13 protein-coding genes and 1 pseudogene are annotated in these 15,188 nt (G+C 31.7%); 5 read left to right on the plus strand and 9 right to left on the minus strand.

The annotated features are described in order from the left end of the window. Positions 1–3: 3 nt before the first annotated feature. Together ACLBWW_RS12925 and ACLBWW_RS12930 are read right to left on the minus strand one after the other, a co-directional pair. Entirely contained in the window at positions 4–375 is a 372-nt protein-coding gene (locus tag ACLBWW_RS12925) for a DUF4180 domain-containing protein (RefSeq protein ID WP_048547247.1), read from the minus strand. 154 nt (positions 376–529) lie between these two features. Next, the gene (locus ACLBWW_RS12930) at positions 530–1,222 is read right to left on the minus strand and encodes an HAD family hydrolase (protein ID WP_048547248.1); all 693 of its coding nucleotides are present in this window, start codon (positions 1,220–1,222) and stop codon (positions 530–532) included. A 374-nt stretch (positions 1,223–1,596) separates the two neighbouring features. Here ACLBWW_RS12930 and ACLBWW_RS12935 point away from each other — a divergent pair, with 374 nt between their 5' ends. The 3 genes from ACLBWW_RS12935 to bla all read left to right on the plus strand — a co-directional run bounded on the left by ACLBWW_RS12935 (position 1,597) and on the right by bla (position 5,006). Next, the gene (locus ACLBWW_RS12935; RefSeq protein ID WP_098047663.1) at positions 1,597–2,262 is read left to right on the plus strand and encodes a response regulator transcription factor; all 666 of its coding nucleotides are present in this window, start codon (positions 1,597–1,599) and stop codon (positions 2,260–2,262) included. Beyond that, on the plus strand, positions 2,255–3,727 hold the full coding sequence (locus tag ACLBWW_RS12940; RefSeq protein ID WP_048547872.1) for a sensor histidine kinase: 1,473 nt from the start codon (positions 2,255–2,257) through the stop codon (positions 3,725–3,727). Before ACLBWW_RS12935 ends, ACLBWW_RS12940 begins: the two co-directional genes overlap by 8 nt. 343 nt (positions 3,728–4,070) lie before the next feature. Beyond that, positions 4,071–5,006, plus strand: a complete 936-nt coding sequence (bla, locus tag ACLBWW_RS12945; protein WP_098080078.1) for a class A beta-lactamase — start codon at positions 4,071–4,073, stop codon at positions 5,004–5,006. A 239-nt stretch (positions 5,007–5,245) separates the two neighbouring features. Here bla and ACLBWW_RS12950 read toward each other — a convergent pair whose 3' ends face one another. The 5 genes from ACLBWW_RS12950 to ACLBWW_RS12970 all read right to left on the minus strand — a co-directional run bounded on the left by ACLBWW_RS12950 (position 5,246) and on the right by ACLBWW_RS12970 (position 11,564). After that, positions 5,246–6,406: a Ger(x)C family spore germination protein gene (locus ACLBWW_RS12950; RefSeq protein WP_098047665.1), complete on the minus strand. Its 1,161-nt coding sequence runs from the start codon at positions 6,404–6,406 to the stop codon at positions 5,246–5,248. Next, on the minus strand, positions 6,393–7,871 hold the full coding sequence (locus ACLBWW_RS12955; protein ID WP_048547256.1) for a spore germination protein: 1,479 nt from the start codon (positions 7,869–7,871) through the stop codon (positions 6,393–6,395). The genes ACLBWW_RS12950 and ACLBWW_RS12955 overlap by 14 nt, the downstream gene beginning before the upstream one ends. Before the next feature lie 52 nt (positions 7,872–7,923). Next, the gene (locus ACLBWW_RS12960; protein WP_048547258.1) at positions 7,924–9,003 is read right to left on the minus strand and encodes an endospore germination permease; all 1,080 of its coding nucleotides are present in this window, start codon (positions 9,001–9,003) and stop codon (positions 7,924–7,926) included. Between the two features lie 441 nt (positions 9,004–9,444). Next, entirely contained in the window at positions 9,445–10,122 is a 678-nt protein-coding gene (locus tag ACLBWW_RS12965; RefSeq protein ID WP_447614062.1) for an ABC transporter ATP-binding protein, read from the minus strand. Between the two features lie 11 nt (positions 10,123–10,133). After that, positions 10,134–11,564, minus strand: a complete 1,431-nt coding sequence (locus tag ACLBWW_RS12970; protein WP_098067928.1) for an ABC transporter permease — start codon at positions 11,562–11,564, stop codon at positions 10,134–10,136. Between the two features lie 513 nt (positions 11,565–12,077). On the opposite strand from ACLBWW_RS12970, the gene ACLBWW_RS12975 reads away from it, so the two are divergent. Both ACLBWW_RS12975 and ACLBWW_RS12980 read left to right on the plus strand, forming a co-directional pair. Then, positions 12,078–12,539, plus strand: a complete 462-nt coding sequence (locus ACLBWW_RS12975; protein WP_098221933.1) for a GNAT family N-acetyltransferase — start codon at positions 12,078–12,080, stop codon at positions 12,537–12,539. 394 nt (positions 12,540–12,933) lie between these two features. Beyond that, a complete protein-coding gene (locus ACLBWW_RS12980; protein ID WP_098221935.1) occupies positions 12,934–13,935 on the plus strand; it encodes an alpha/beta hydrolase in 1,002 nt (333 codons plus the stop codon). A gap of 208 nt (positions 13,936–14,143) precedes the next feature. Here the strand turns inward: ACLBWW_RS12980 and ACLBWW_RS12985 are convergent. Both ACLBWW_RS12985 and ACLBWW_RS12990 read right to left on the minus strand, forming a co-directional pair. Continuing rightward, a pseudogene (locus tag ACLBWW_RS12985) lies at positions 14,144–14,596 on the minus strand (hypothetical protein); the annotation flags it as partial. Continuing rightward, positions 14,575–15,174 carry an undecaprenyl-diphosphatase gene (locus ACLBWW_RS12990; RefSeq protein ID WP_098132646.1) on the minus strand — a complete coding sequence of 200 codons (600 nt, stop codon included), beginning with the start codon at positions 15,172–15,174 and terminating at the stop codon, positions 14,575–14,577. The pseudogene ACLBWW_RS12985 and the gene ACLBWW_RS12990, both read right to left, overlap by 22 nt. Positions 15,175–15,188: the final 14 nt, after the last annotated feature.

Here is a 15,188-nt window from a genome sequence, read left to right on the forward strand (position 1 = left end):
TTATTAATGCTTCAATGTACTTAGTTTTTCAATTGCTTGTTGTTCAGTTGCTAAGTAAAAAATGTCTTTCCCTTTATTACATTCATAAATAAAATCCTTTAAGCTTTTACTCGTATACATAGAGAAATCTCCAATAATAGCAATCTTTACTCTGTAATTTATAAATTTTTGAAGGATATCACCAGCAAGGCGTGTTTTTAAGTCAAAGAAACTTTCAGTTATTAATGATTTGTCGATAATAATATGTTTAGCATCTACCTCATATTGAACTGTTGCCATAAGATCTAATGCCGTTTGAACATCGGAAATTAGTAATTTTTCATTTCTTATGATCGCAATATTTATTCCGCCAATTACTACTTTCTTTATTTCCATCGTATCACTCCTCTATAATGTTCATATCATGCTTTGTTAGTAAATTTTTAAATACTACTATTACAGATAAAAGAGTTTTAAGTGCCTCTTTGTTTTTCTTTTTTATTTAAATTACGGTAAATGAAATCTTTCTTATTATAACTCCATAGCATTTTTACTTATTATAAAAATATTGTGGAGTAATATAACTTAATAAACTATCAAAAGTATCTATCTCAGAATACGGTTTTATTTCAGTCTTATTTGTGATTCTATGAGGGTTAAACCATATTCCTTTTATATTTGCATTTTGACAACCAGCAATATCCTTTTCTAAGTCATCTCCAACAAATAATACATCTTCTGGTTGTACATTTAGCTTATTTAATGCTAGTTCGAATATACGTTTATCAGGTTTACTAACTCCCACTTCTTCAGAAATAATGATTGTATCAAAGTGATTGTTTAAATTCGTGTTAATTATTTTAGCCGTTTGCCTCTGCGTTGAGCCATTTGTAATAATTCCAACTTTGAAGTGCCTTTTTATTTGATTTAAGAAATGAATAGTATTTTGGTCTATTGAAAAACATTTAGGTAAATTTTCATTCCAAAAATCTTGGATATAATTGTGTGGCAATCTATATTTCGGCGCGAATTCATTAAATAATGATTCTAAAACTATCGTTTTATCACTAATGCCGTATTCCCTTTTATCGTATTCTTTGAATTTCTGTAACATATTGTTTTTGACTGTATCACTAACATCCTCATAACATTTTTCTAAAACTAATAAAAACAAGTTATCTACTGCCTTATCCCTATCAATTAACGTATCATCTAAATCAAACAGCATCGCTTTATAACCCATCAAATAATTTCACAACCTTTCTCACATGATTTAAAATTTCGCTGGCTTCTTTTATATTTAAATTCATCTCCCTTTCCCTTTCTAGTAAAGTATCGAAAGTATATTTTCAAACAGCTAAAAAAAACTACATACATTTTACATTATTATACATTAGTTTTTTGTAAAGATTAATCGTTCAGCTTTTTATATGATAAGTTTTTTCAAGCACACAAATATTTCTCCATAAAAAAGGAATATGGGTAATAATACTTTTTTATGGAGAATACAGAATCTTGAAAATGGAGTTAATACGTTAAACGTCCTATGAAGTTTCCTACTGTATCTCCACATAAACTACAGATAGTACGGCTATAATGACTACCAGAGGTGATATTATGAAAAACTATCATATCCTCGTGGTTGAGGACGATCAAGAAATTCAGGAATTAATTAAACAATTTTTAATGACACAACAGTATACAGTGGTAGTTGCTTCAGATGGACTAGAGGGTATGACACAATTTAATAAGCAATCCTTTGATTTAGTTCTTCTAGATGTAATGATGCCCAATCTTAATGGATTTGAAGTTGCTAAAATGATTCGAAGTGAGTCAAACATACCAATTATTATGCTAACTGCGTTAGAAGAAGAGGAAGATCAAATGAAAGGGTTCGATCTTGGGATTGATGATTATATAACAAAACCCTTTTCGTTTCATGTTTTGATTAGACGAGTCGAAGCTGTACTTAGAAGAAGTTATGATAAAAATGTAAATAATTATTTGGTATTTAAAGAAGTGCGCATTGATGTTGATGCATATAGAGTATATGTAAATGATGTTGAAATTTTGTTAACGACAAAAGAGTTCGAAATTCTACAACTACTATTTCAAAATGAAAGAAAAGTACTTACAAGAGAAAATATCGTAGAAAAAGTTTGGGGATACGATTATTTTGGAGAAACACGAATAATAGATACACATATTAAAAATCTACGTAAAAAACTAGCTATCCCCTATATTAAAACAATAAAGGGGATTGGTTATAAAATTGATGAATAGAATTGTAAAAATCATGAAGATGAAGCAAATTACTTATAAACTCTTTATGACTACATCTCTCATTTTGTTATCCTTTGCAGTGTTGATTTATTTAACTTTATATTTCTTTCTCCCTACGTTTTATGAGCAATACAAAACAGATCAACTTCAAACAGGGATAAAAGAAATAATTGATAAATCCAAAGATCTTACGTTTCAAGATGCGATACCACTTTTTGATGAATACGCAAAAAAAAATAACGCGATGCTTTCGCTTCAAAATAAAGAAGGAATAATTATTTACTCGCCTTCATTTTCTTTTATTCAAAGTGGTACACAAACAACAGTAGTTACTAAAGCAGCACGATTTGAGAATGCAGGTACCATTAGCAATTCATATAATGTTACGGAACCAATTCAATTCCAAGATGGTAGTTTAACGCTTGTAGTGTTCGCAACATTTCAACCGATTGATGAAGCTTCGCAAGTATTAGTGCGCTTTCTCCCCTATATTAGTATCATTGTGATCGTAATTGGTATAGGGAGTGCTTATTTCTATTCCAGGTTTATTACAAAGCCACTTATTTATATTAACGAGGGTGCACAAAATATGGCAAATTTAGATTTCTCCGAAAAAATTGAGGTTCGCTCCACAGATGAGTTAGGAGAATTATCTAATAGTTTGAATGACATGTCTATTAACTTACAACAAGCTATGTTTGATTTAAAAAAAGCAAATGAACAATTAAAAAATGATATTGAAAAAGAAAGAGAAATAGAAACAAAACGCAGAGAGTTTTTTGCGATTGTAGCACATGAATTAAAGTCCCCTCTTACTGTAATGAAAGGATACTTAGAAGGGATGATATACAATATTGGCCCTTATCAAAATCGTGATCAATATTTAAAGAAAAATCATCAAATTATTGAAAGTATGGAACAATTAGTTCGTGAAATTTTAAGTATGTCAAAGTTAGAACAACACACTTTTAAACTAAAAATAGAAGAAGTTAATCTTTCAAAGTTAATAGGTACAATCACAAAAGATCTCGAATTTTTCGCTTCTCAAAAAAGCATCCAAATAATAAAAGAAATTGACTCTGACCTTTCTGTTTATACAGATCGTGTACTTTTTGAAAAAGCATGTAAAAATATTATCCATAATGCAGTTATGTATTCACCACATAATGAAAAAGTCTATATAAAGTTAAGTAAGGATTCTAAACAAGATCAAATTAAAATGCAAATTATAAATACAGGTATCAATATTAAAGATGAAGATATACAACAAATTTTCAAACCATTTTATCGAATTGAAAAATCAAGGAATCGAAATACTGGCGGAAGTGGTTTGGGGCTATATATTGTTAAACAAATTCTTGAAACGCTAAATATAAAGTATTCTATAAAAAATATGGAACATAGTGTGCAATTTTGCATGAACATTCCTTTATCTAAACAACAAACAAACAAACTCCCCTCTTAGTAGGACGAGTTTGTTTGTTTTTGTAGCAAGTATAATCTTATTAGGAATCAATAAGGGGGACTTTTCGTTTTTTAAGCTCTTTATTTCTACCATCCAACTTTATTAAGTGGAGTTTGCGATGCTTAAAAACAAAGTTAATAGATATGTTAAAAACCTTAATCATAAATGGAACAAATGTGTTACTTAGATTGTCTATTACGTATAAAAAAGGTATTCTTGGTAGTCCTCTCATTTTGTAATGCAAGAAATACAAGAGAAGTGCTATCCAGTGCATTTGTTAATTGTATAGGTATGTAAAATACTTATACAAAATCCATATATTCTTGAAAGAGGTTGAAAATGTATGATAGTTTCAAAGAAGGTTTTTCACATTGCACAATATAAAAAGATGCTACCTGTAGTATTACTTTCATGTGTAATGCTTATAAGCTGTTCCAATAGTAATATTCAATCCGAACCATCGAAACAAACCAAACAAGAAAATATAAGTAGGCATTCTTTTGTAAAGCTTGAAAAAGAATTTGATGCTAAACTTGGTATTTATGCATTGGACACAGGTACGAATCAAACTGTTACTTATCGTTCAGATGAACGCTTTGCATACGCATCTACCCACAAAGTCCTTGCTGTTGGAGCACTGTTACAAAAGAAATCAATAGAAGATTTAGATCAAAAAATTAAGTATACCAGCAAAGATCTTGTGAACTACAATCCAATTACAGAAAAATATGTAGGAACAGGTATGACTCTGAAGGAGCTTGCAGATGCTTCCATTCGATATAGTGATAATACTGCACAAAATCTTATTCTTAAACAATTAGGTGGGCCAAGTGAATTCAAAAAATCACTAAGAGAAATAGGAGATTCTGTTACAAATCCTGAACGTTTTGAACCAGAATTAAATGAAGTGCAGCCAGATGACACTCGTGATACTAGTACCGCAATGGCATTAGCTACTAGTCTTCAAACTTACGCGCTAAGTGATATCCTTCCAATTGAGAAACGGAGCTTTTTAATAGATTTGATGAAAAGAAATACTACGGGAGACAACTTAATCCGTGCTGGAGTTCCAGCAGGATGGGAAGTAGCCGATAAGACTGGCTCTGGGTCTTATGGAACAAGGAATGATATCGCAATTATTTGGCCACCAAATAAAAATCCAATTGTACTTGCGATACTTTCTAATCATGCGAAAGAAGATGCGAAATACGATGATAAACTTATTGCAAATGCAACTAAAATAGTGTTAGACGCTTTAAAAGTAACAAATAAATTATAGTAATGAATTTAAGCTGCTCCTACTTTACGGCGCATATAGTTTTAAATACTTGTACTTATCTAAACGCTAAGAAATGTAAGCGTGTTTTCAGGCAAAGAAGGAGGCAAAAGCCTCCTTCTTCTCCTAATCGAACTCTCATCCCATTCCTAAAGAAGACGACGTCACATCATAGTGGTCTTTCAAGTTCGAATCTCCTATTTAGAGTTAATATTTTACGTTTCCTTTCATCTTCAACCATTCTAATGTTCAATCATATTACGCATATTTTTAGATTTTCCATTTGTAGCTATATTAATCGAGACATTTAAATCTAATTCTTTATTTTGAAGGGATATCTCCCCCTCTTTTTTATACCGTTTCCATAATTCGGAATTCTGTCGATATAAGGAATGTGATAACTGATACGTGTCAATCCCTTTTTCGATTCCTTTGCGGTACGTTTTTTTAATTTCTTTTTCAACTTGGTCCTCTGCAATTTTTTTAATATCATTTACAGGCATAGAATTTATTAATTGAAAAATATCAGCATCGAAATGGATGTTCATAAGCATACGTAACTTTCCATTTTTAATAAAATGCTTTGTATCTATCTTTGGATTTTTTAATACTATATGTCCAATGATTTTCTTGTTAAATTTTAATAGTAATGGAGCTCGTTTGGTATTTTCATCCGTCCATCGAACCCCAGCAATATCATGGCTGTTTAAATGATTTATATAGGATTTATCGTTTATAAAACCATAACCACTAAATTTTAACATTGGAAATGATGTATGTCCTTTTTTCCAATATGTTTTAGTCGTAGCTAAGAATGGAATGCGAGTTGTCATCCCAGGTTCATAATAATTTCTTTGGAATTTATATAAAGGTAAAGGATCTATTATTGTATATTGCTTGGTTATCTCTTTTGGTAAATTAATGATTGTATATAATTGAGAAATATTTAATATATTATTGTTCGCTAATATATTTTCTAAAGGCTCCTTAGTTCCAAATATCCACATAGTATCTCGAAATTGAAAAAACCGAGAAAAAAAATCATTAAATTGATTTAAGTCACCATGTTTTAGAAATCTCTCTGTTACAACAATTGTTTTGAGATGTTCCCATGAGATTTCTTGTTGAGCACCCTTATAAAAATCAAATGCTGCCTCATCTAAAATGGGGCCTTTTCCCTTTCCGATATAGGCCTGGCTATAATTACGGGTAGTGCTCCCTTCTTGTTTAGCTATGTTAGAAAAATTAATAAATTGCGGACGGATGATATAGTTATTATCTTTAAAATCGATACCTAGACTATTTATATACAAAACGTGATGCAACTCTCTTTGATCCCAACACCCTGTTAGAAACGTACACATCATAAAAAGAAATATAACTATTCTTTTATTTTTCTTCATCGGTACTCTCTCTTTTCCTTGTATTATCTTGCGTATGCAATTCTTTAGGTCTTTTTTTCATATACGTGAAAGGAAGTCTAAATGTGGCTGCTAGCATACTTTTAAACACAGGGGGTGAATATGGTGTAAAAAATGGAACTCCAAAAGAGCGTAAATTTACTACATGTATCACCATCACAAGGACACAAAAGATAAATCCTACTATGCCTAATAAAGAAGATACTAAGAATACTACATACCGCAATATACTTATTATTCCTGTTACTGACTGATTAGTTAAAGCAAATGTCGAAACAACCGAGATTGCTATTATAATGACCATAGATGCTGAAACAATTCCTGCACTAATAGCAGCTTGTCCAATAATTAATCCCCCTACAACAGATAATGTTTGACCGAATACGGCAGGAACACGCAATCCTGCTTGTCTCAAAATTTCAAATAATGTCATCATAATTAGCCCCTCTAAAGGAGCTGGAAAGGGAATCCCTTCTCTTGATAAGCTTAATGTAGCTAGCAACGTATAGGGAATCTGATCTGGATGATATGTAATTAGTGCTATCCAAATTCCTGGAAGAAATATAGAAATTGCTATCCCCAAAAGACTTACAAGTCGTACAAAACTACCGAATATGTAGAAAAGATCTTGATCTTCAGATGTATTCACAAAAAAAGGAAATGTAACTGGTGCAATTGTCGCTGTTGGTGACCCTTCAACCAGTAAAATAAAACGCCCATATAGCAAACAATTCACAGCATAATCAGGGCGCCCTGTATATTCAACTAAAGGAAATACACTAAATTGATCGTTTGTGATTAACTCTTCAATTTGTGCACTTGAAACAACCCCGTCTATTTTAATTTGTCTTAATTTTAATTGAACTTGATTAATGATATCTTGGGATGCGACATCTTTTAAATACAGGAGTGCTACTTTAGTTTGTGTTCTTTCTCCAATAATAAATTCTTCATAACTAAGAGAACTCGTTTTTAGTCTTTTTCTAATTAATCCTATATTTGTGTTTAACTCTTCAACAAATCCATCACGTCCACCACGAATGGTCATCTCTGTATTTGTTTGTTCAACCGATCTGGTAGGTATTTGGGCAATATCAACTATATATCCATGTTTAGATTCTTCAAAAATAATAAGGAGGTTACCTTCAAATATAATCTGAGAGATAGTTTCATTCGAATTTACCATATCTAATTTCTTTACTGATAACTGCGGAATTAATGTTGAGAGGTTAAACTCTTCTATTGAATTACTTGAAAGCTCTTTGCAAACATGGGATGATGTGGCTTGTTTTAATTTTGTATTGTCAATTAAGTTTTGACAATACATAAACAATACTGAATTCCTTTTTTCTGTCTCATCCAATTCACGCTTTATTACTTTTACATCGTTGCATCCTTCAAACCACTCTAGTATTATCTTCTCATTTATTTCTACTCGTTTGTTCATCTACGTTGTCTCCTTCAAACTCAGCAACCTTATATAAAATCCCCATACTCTTTTAAGAGCTTTTCTTAAATTTAGCAACCCATACAAACAATATTAGTAAGATAGAAAACAAAAATAGCCCTAAAGCTGAAACTGGTAAAATAATTTGAGATACAAACCAATAGAAACTAGAGTCACTGATGGGTAGTATACTTATTAATAAAATACATGAAAGTATTGCAAACATAATCCCATTTCTCGTTTTTCGATTTGTAATTGATAACAAATCTGGTATAAGAAAAACAACAAGTGATAGACGAATAAAGATCCCTACAAGCCACTGATACACAGAGAGAAAGTCTAAATTTTCAATATACCTTCCTATTGACACAAGTCTCCATTCTTCAAATGCTGGATATCGTTGGTTTGCTGCTACGAAAGGTCCAAATTCTATAATAGCTGCCATAACTGGACCTATTGTGATACCGATAATAACCATTCCCAAAGCGATCAGTTGATATAATTTGACTTTTGAACAAATGTGATGCTGTAAGAAAAGAATAAAAATTAACTCTAAAAATCCTGCTGCAGGATAAACCATTCCCTTAAATACTGGCTTCATTCCATTTTCCATCATTGGCTGAAGTAAAGAATAATCTTTATGTGGAACATTTGCAAACATTACAAAAAAACCAAGTAGGAATACAATAGGTAACAAAACACCTGTTGTAAGTGCAATAGATTGAATTCCTCTTGTAGCATTATAGAGACAAATCATTGAAAAAAGTATTCCTAATACAAAGTGAGGTGTTTCTGGTAAATAAAAAGAGAAAAAGGTTAATGTTTCTTTTAGTGCAACGACACCAATTGTTATTAAATAAATCACAACTATAAATATGATTGGATATACACTGAGTTTCCCAAAATTATTTTTTAACCACGAAAACAAGTGTTCATTTTTTATGTTTCTATATATGATAAATATTAATGAAATCCAAATCAAGTATATAATGCTTACTAATATGATAGAGATCCACGAATCTCTACCTGAGGTATCTAATAACATAGGAATCATAATGACATGATTAATTATCCCAATACTACCAATGAGTATCATAGAAACTTGAAATAAAGTAATTGTTTGCTTAGTCATACATACCACCATATTTTGTAATGAATAAATATTACATAGTATAACTGATACATTGCATCTTTATTCCAAATGGTTAGTGCTTAGAGCCATGGCCAATTAAACGCTCTTATTTATAAAATCTATCACATGAGATGTAAGCTAGTTCCTTTTTACAGATAAATAATTAAACGGGACAGTATTTAGATCATACACCTAAATACTGTCCCGTTTTTTATATGCAATTCTTCAATGATATAGTAAACCGATCATAACAAAAAGAACCTGTAGAATATACTACAAGTTCTTTTTCAAAAATTGTTAAAAAGGGAATAACAAACTATCTTAACATTCAATACAGGGAGACCATTTTAATTATGGCTTGGTTATATTGTATATCAAATATAAATATTTGAAGCAACTAATTTCGAAAATTATGTGAATTGAAAAACTAGGGTGTTTATATTAAATTTCGTTTACTACCAACTTCTTCTTACTTAAATAGACTGCACGGTCTGATTTTTTAGCAACTTCCTGTGAGTGCGTCACAACAATAATACATTTATTTTCTTTATGTGCAAGTTCTTGAAACAGTTCTATTATATCCATTGCCGTTTCTTCGTCGAGGTTTCCTGTCGGCTCATCCGCAATCAGTAAATCAACATTACAAGATAACGCTCGAGCGATTGCAACACGCTGCTGTTGCCCGCCACTTAGTTGCAGAACATTTCGTTTCGCTTCTACTTCTGTAAGTCCTACTTTCTCTAATAATTCTAATGCCCTTGCCGTTTTATTTTGCACTTTAACACCTGTAATTTCCATTGCTGTTAAGACATTTTGAAGAGCAGTCATATAGGTAATCAAATTATAAGATTGGAAAATTAACGATACATTTTGATTACGGTACCGATCCAAACCAATTTTTCGAATATCCTTTCCATTAAATAGTACATAACCATTTTTAGGTATATCTAGCCCACAACCTAAGCTAAGCGTAGTGGTTTTACCAGATCCGGATGGTCCTAGAATCGTGTAGAAATGTCCTTTTTGAAAAGAAAAGTTAACATTTTCTAGTATCGCTACTTTTTTTTCGTTACTTTCATAATAATAATCTAAGTTTTTAAATTGTAAAATCGTCTCCATATCGAGCCTCCTTATTCATCTTTTAAAAGAATTTGTTTTGGATTCAGGCGTAGAATAGATAATGCTGGAAGAAGCGTTGCTAATATAGCAATAGCTAGTCCAATCCCCCCCATTTTTCCTACATCTTCACCTGTTACACTCACATTAATTTTATCAATTGGATCCTCTTTTTGATTTTGTACAGTTCCACCAGGTCCAGCTACCATTACAGTTCCATTTTGTGAGGTGTTTGTTTCTTCTCCTGCTGTAGCAATTTCACTCGAAAGTAAATTATTCCCTATGAATTGAGAAATTTTTGCTCCTGTTGTTATAGATAATCCAAATGCTAAAATAGCGATACATACTACTTCTACTACGAACTGCGCCATCAGTTTCCACTTTTTCTCTCCAATGGACAATAGAATCCCCATTTCCTTACGACGTGCTTTAATCGATAACATAATGATTAACCCTAAAATAATCGCACCTGCAATTGATACAATATAAATAATCATTTGAGAAGTAGATGAGATATTTTCGATAGGTCCAATCATTTGTTTGTACAACGAATCATGTGCATCTAATTTATAATAATTAAAATCAATATCAGATTTTTTTGCTTCTTCTTTAAATGCTTCAATGTTTTGTGGATCTTTCAAAAAATACACGACTTGAATGCTACTTATACCTTGATCTATTTCTAATTTTTTCATAGTTGAATGCGGCATATATAGTTTATTAGCTGGATCCATTATAGGAGGAGCTTGTTGCCCCATTGCTTGCTCATTCGTTTCGTAAATACCGATAATTTCAACCTCCAGGGTTTCCTTCTTATCCCCTGATTGCACTTTAACTTTGTCTCCTACTTTCAAGTTGTTTAATTCCGCTAATCGTTTTTCCATTAAAGCTACATTCTGATCTTTCATCTGTTCTGTAATTGGTTTCCCATCAATGATTTTACTTTTTCCATTCTTAAAGCTTTCTTGTAATGCAGTTTTGCGAACTCCCTCAATCATAAAAGAAGAATTCATATCTATTTCTGTACCGGAGCCTGAACCGCCTCGTACAGCCGCCATTCCCGCCTTACCTTTTCCTTCTTCTTCTCCTTCTGAAGCTCCTACTAGTTTAAGTCCGTCAGAAATTCCGAAAGTGCTTGTTATGTAATTATAGTCTTTTACATACTTTGACTTCGCTAATTGATCTGCTTCTTTTGTATTAAGCTTCGGTGGATTAGGCATCTCTCCAGTTTCCCTAGCTTGTTGACCTAATTTGTCAAAATCAAGACTTAAAGTAACATCTGCGCCCAGTTTTTTTCTTGCAGCATCCGCTGCTTTTTTTGATGCATTTTGGATTGTGAACCCTGAAAGAACCAAATTTGTAACAATCAGAAATACTGCCATCAAAATTAATGATGTTCCTATCCTTTTTTTCATACTGAGAATTGCGCGTTTCATAAAGTTCATTTTTTCTTACCTCCTTGATAACTTGTATTCTATATAGGTTATCTAGAGTCTATATGGAGCTAATCGGTAGTTTATCTAGAGATATAAGGAGTTTATGTGTAGTTATTCATTGACCTGGTCAAGAAAGACCGGAACACATATTCAAAAACGTAATCGTTTTTGAATATTGGCAAGGAAGTTATGGCTTTAGATAGCATTGAATGAGAGCATACAAATCCATGCTTATTACGTAATTTCTATACAACAAATAAAAACCACCCTATTTGAATGGTTCTATGTGTGCTTGTTAAATATGAAAATTCATTAAAGAATATGGAGTTTTTTTGAAGTTGGTCGGATTTTCTAATAATAATATTGTGTTAAAAAGCCTAAATTATAATTTTATAAGTTAGGCTTTTATGCTATCTATAAGAAAAAGTTATAGAGACTCATAATATTTTATAATTTAACCTATTGTATTTAAACAAGTAAAATAAAAGTAACAAGTGCATACATTAAGGAGGTTTTTTGATAGTGACAGAAACTATAACATTTAGGATTGCAACGGCAGATGATTTAGATACAATTGTAAAAATGCTTGCTGATGATGTTTTAGGAAATAAAAGAGAGCGCTATGAAACACCACTCCCTGATAGTTATATAAGAGCATTTTATGCTATTGATTGTGATCCAAATAACGAGTTGATTGTAGCGTGTGATGGGACGGAGATTGTCGGTATTCAACAAATTACATTTACGCCTTACATTGTACGTCAAGGGGGGTGGAGAGCTACAATTGAGGGTGTACGGACAGCCTCATCAAAACGTGGTAAAGGTATAGGAAGTAAACTTATTAAATGGGCTATTCAACGTGCTAAATTACGGGGATGTCATTTAGTACAGTTAACAACAGATAAAGAACGACAAGAAGCTTTACATTTTTATAAGAAATTAGGTTTTAAAGATTCTCATGAAGGATTAAAACTCTTTCTCTAATGAATATAGCTATTTATATACCAAAAAGACGTATATTGTAAGGTTAATTAACTATAGGCTTCGAAAATTATAATAACTATCACTGTATTAAATATACAAATTGACACATTGTCTTTCATATAAATTACGTCACTTCAAAAGGTGTACCTTTTAATACGAAAATAAGCAAGTTAATGTTCTCTTTTATGAATGAGAATATTAACTTGCTTTTTAGGTTTTTGTAAAAGATATTTATAGTTTTATTTTATTGATAGCTTTATAATATAATATACAAATTCCCCACCTGTTTTATAATTCAAGCATCTACTATTAGGAAAAGAGAATATTTTACAATTAATTTACAGCATAAATTTTGTCCATCTTTTAGACGATATGTATTTTGGAGGAGGTTAATTTGATTTTTTCAAAACTCATTGATCGATACGCCTTGTATGATTTGCACAAAAAAAGAAGTGTAAAGTTTCAGTATACTTCTCTTTCTAACACCTCACTATATATAAAGGACATAGAATTTTTTTATAAAGTAAAACCATCTCATATTCATTTTAACATTAAGCATTTAAAACAGGAAAAGGACTACATGGTTGGACAATTCAAATATAAAAGCTCGGTTCAATCTGGTGATTCACGCAACGATTCTGTCACTGGAGAATTATTTTTACATAAAAATGAAGATGCACCTCATGTCATCTTTGTTCACGGTTGGAGAATGGATTCTAACGAACGTGTAAAAAAAATATTCCACGATCATATGACCAACTTAAAGTGGAATATGTATTATTTCACTTTACCATATCATTTTGACAGAAAACCGAACCAATCCCTATACAATGGAGAGTACATGGTAAGTGCCAATGTTGAACGAACTGTAGAAGCAACTAAACAAGCGGTAGCTGATTTACGAACTTTGATCAAATGGATTAAAGCAAATAAAAATGGTCCCTTGATTTTAATAGGAATCAGTTTAGGTGGAGTTATTACTAACTTAACATCTCTTGTTGAACTAGAAATTGATGTGTTAGCATCCATTTTCTACGCGAATCGACTCTCTTATTCAATTTGGAAGACAAATCCAGGTAAATTTATTAGAGAAGACTTGGAACATCATGGTGTTACTTATGATGATTTAATAGCTTATTGGAAAATCACTGAACCGAGTCAAGCATTACCAAAAGTAAAAAAAGAAAATATTTTATTAATTTCGGGCAATCATGATCTTTATGTGCATTCTGAGGATACGGACTATTTGTGGGAATCCTGGGAAAGACCTACGCGATATATTTATACATGTGGGCATGCCGGGATTGTCCTTAAACGTAAAAAAATTGCAACTGATACTATCCATTTTATTCAGAATCGATTGAACTCCCAAATCTTCCCCAATGATATGCCTTAAATTGTGAGATTACTAAGTAGGGGGTAGTACCAACATTCGTACGCTAAGATTCTTTCAACATAAAGATTGTTGATAACTTGTACGTGCCAGTAATGTTGGTGTTACTTTAAATACAAAGAGCATGTTTTAAAAAATGATAATAACATGCTCTAAACTTCTCTATTTATTTTAATTTCTTAAAGATGTCTACAGGTAATATTGAAACATCTCATGTATTAAAAAGTGTTTCCTGCAGTGCTTTTATGTATCGATCTGCTGACTTCTGAACAGCAAGGTCCGCATGCTTTGACACGACTCGATGAAAAGCATTATAAATACGGTTGAATGGTAGCCCTTTTACTTTATCCATCATCTCTCTTACTTTACTAGCAGGAAGTAGAATCAGATTTGGATAACTGTGATACCTTTTTATGATTTCCACCTTTCCAGTGTAAAACAGTTCCTCCTTTAAAATGACCTCCAATACGATTTAAAGAATGCCATTTGTTAATTCAAAAGACTCGCCCGACCAAAAAATTATTTTGTTACTTGGACGTACTACCCATTCTTTTTCGTCTTCGTGGATGTAAATAGGTGCATTGAATGTATCGACCCATTCAACTTGTGTAGAATAATAATAAGGATGAGAAAGGGCTATACTCAAAATCCCTTTGATTTGTTTTTGGATGGTAAAACATGTTTCTCTACTCTTTCATATAGAGTAAGCAATTGAGTGATAAAAGAAAATTTTGGTACTAACCAATAAGAAAACAATGCTGAAACACATCCTATTAAAGCCCCTATTGCAACATCAAAAGGATAATGAACCCCTACCCAAATACGGGAAATCGCTACACAAAATGCAAGTATAAGCCATAACCATCCAGTTTTTTTATGAACAAGCCAAAACGAAAAACAAATCGAAAAAAAGAGTATCGTATGGTCACTAGGAAATGAATTATCTACAGTATGGTCGACAAGTTTATTCACATCCGGCAATACTGCAAACGGTTGATAATTCAAATGAAATTCCCCTGCTATTTTTCCAATGATTTCAGCAATTACAAAAGCAACCATCGCTTGCATAACCATCATTCTACTTTTTCTGGACCCGGTAAACCAATAAGCTAAAATAATTAAAGCAAAAATATATACCATATATTCTGCCAAAAATACCGTGGTTGAGTTTAGGAATGAATATTGTTTACCTAAATCATTAATTGCTCGAAAAATATCAATATTGAATTGAGAAAAAGACATTTCAAATCCCTCCT

The sequence above is a fragment of the Bacillus sp. M5A3_1b genome (assembly GCF_053345335.1).

Bases quoted from the DNA above. Each gene is read 5' to 3' on its own strand.
- ACLBWW_RS12925 (WP_048547247.1), bottom strand. From the start codon at position 375: ATGGAAATAAAGAAAGTAGTAATTGGCGGAATAAATATTGCGATCATA.
- ACLBWW_RS12930 (WP_048547248.1), bottom strand. From the start codon at position 1,222: ATGGGTTATAAAGCGATGCTGTTTGATTTAGATGATACGTTAATTGAT.
- ACLBWW_RS12935 (WP_098047663.1), top strand. From the start codon at position 1,597: ATGAAAAACTATCATATCCTCGTGGTTGAGGACGATCAAGAAATTCAG.
- ACLBWW_RS12940 (WP_048547872.1), top strand. From the start codon at position 2,255: ATGAATAGAATTGTAAAAATCATGAAGATGAAGCAAATTACTTATAAA.
- bla (WP_098080078.1), top strand. From the start codon at position 4,071: ATGATAGTTTCAAAGAAGGTTTTTCACATTGCACAATATAAAAAGATG.
- ACLBWW_RS12950 (WP_098047665.1), bottom strand. From the start codon at position 6,406: ATGAAGAAAAATAAAAGAATAGTTATATTTCTTTTTATGATGTGTACG.
- ACLBWW_RS12955 (WP_048547256.1), bottom strand. From the start codon at position 7,871: ATGAACAAACGAGTAGAAATAAATGAGAAGATAATACTAGAGTGGTTT.
- ACLBWW_RS12960 (WP_048547258.1), bottom strand. From the start codon at position 9,003: ATGACTAAGCAAACAATTACTTTATTTCAAGTTTCTATGATACTCATT.
- ACLBWW_RS12965 (WP_447614062.1), bottom strand. From the start codon at position 10,122: ATGGAGACGATTTTACAATTTAAAAACTTAGATTATTATTATGAAAGT.
- ACLBWW_RS12970 (WP_098067928.1), bottom strand. From the start codon at position 11,564: ATGAACTTTATGAAACGCGCAATTCTCAGTATGAAAAAAAGGATAGGA.
- ACLBWW_RS12990 (WP_098132646.1), bottom strand. From the start codon at position 15,174: ATGTCTTTTTCTCAATTCAATATTGATATTTTTCGAGCAATTAATGAT.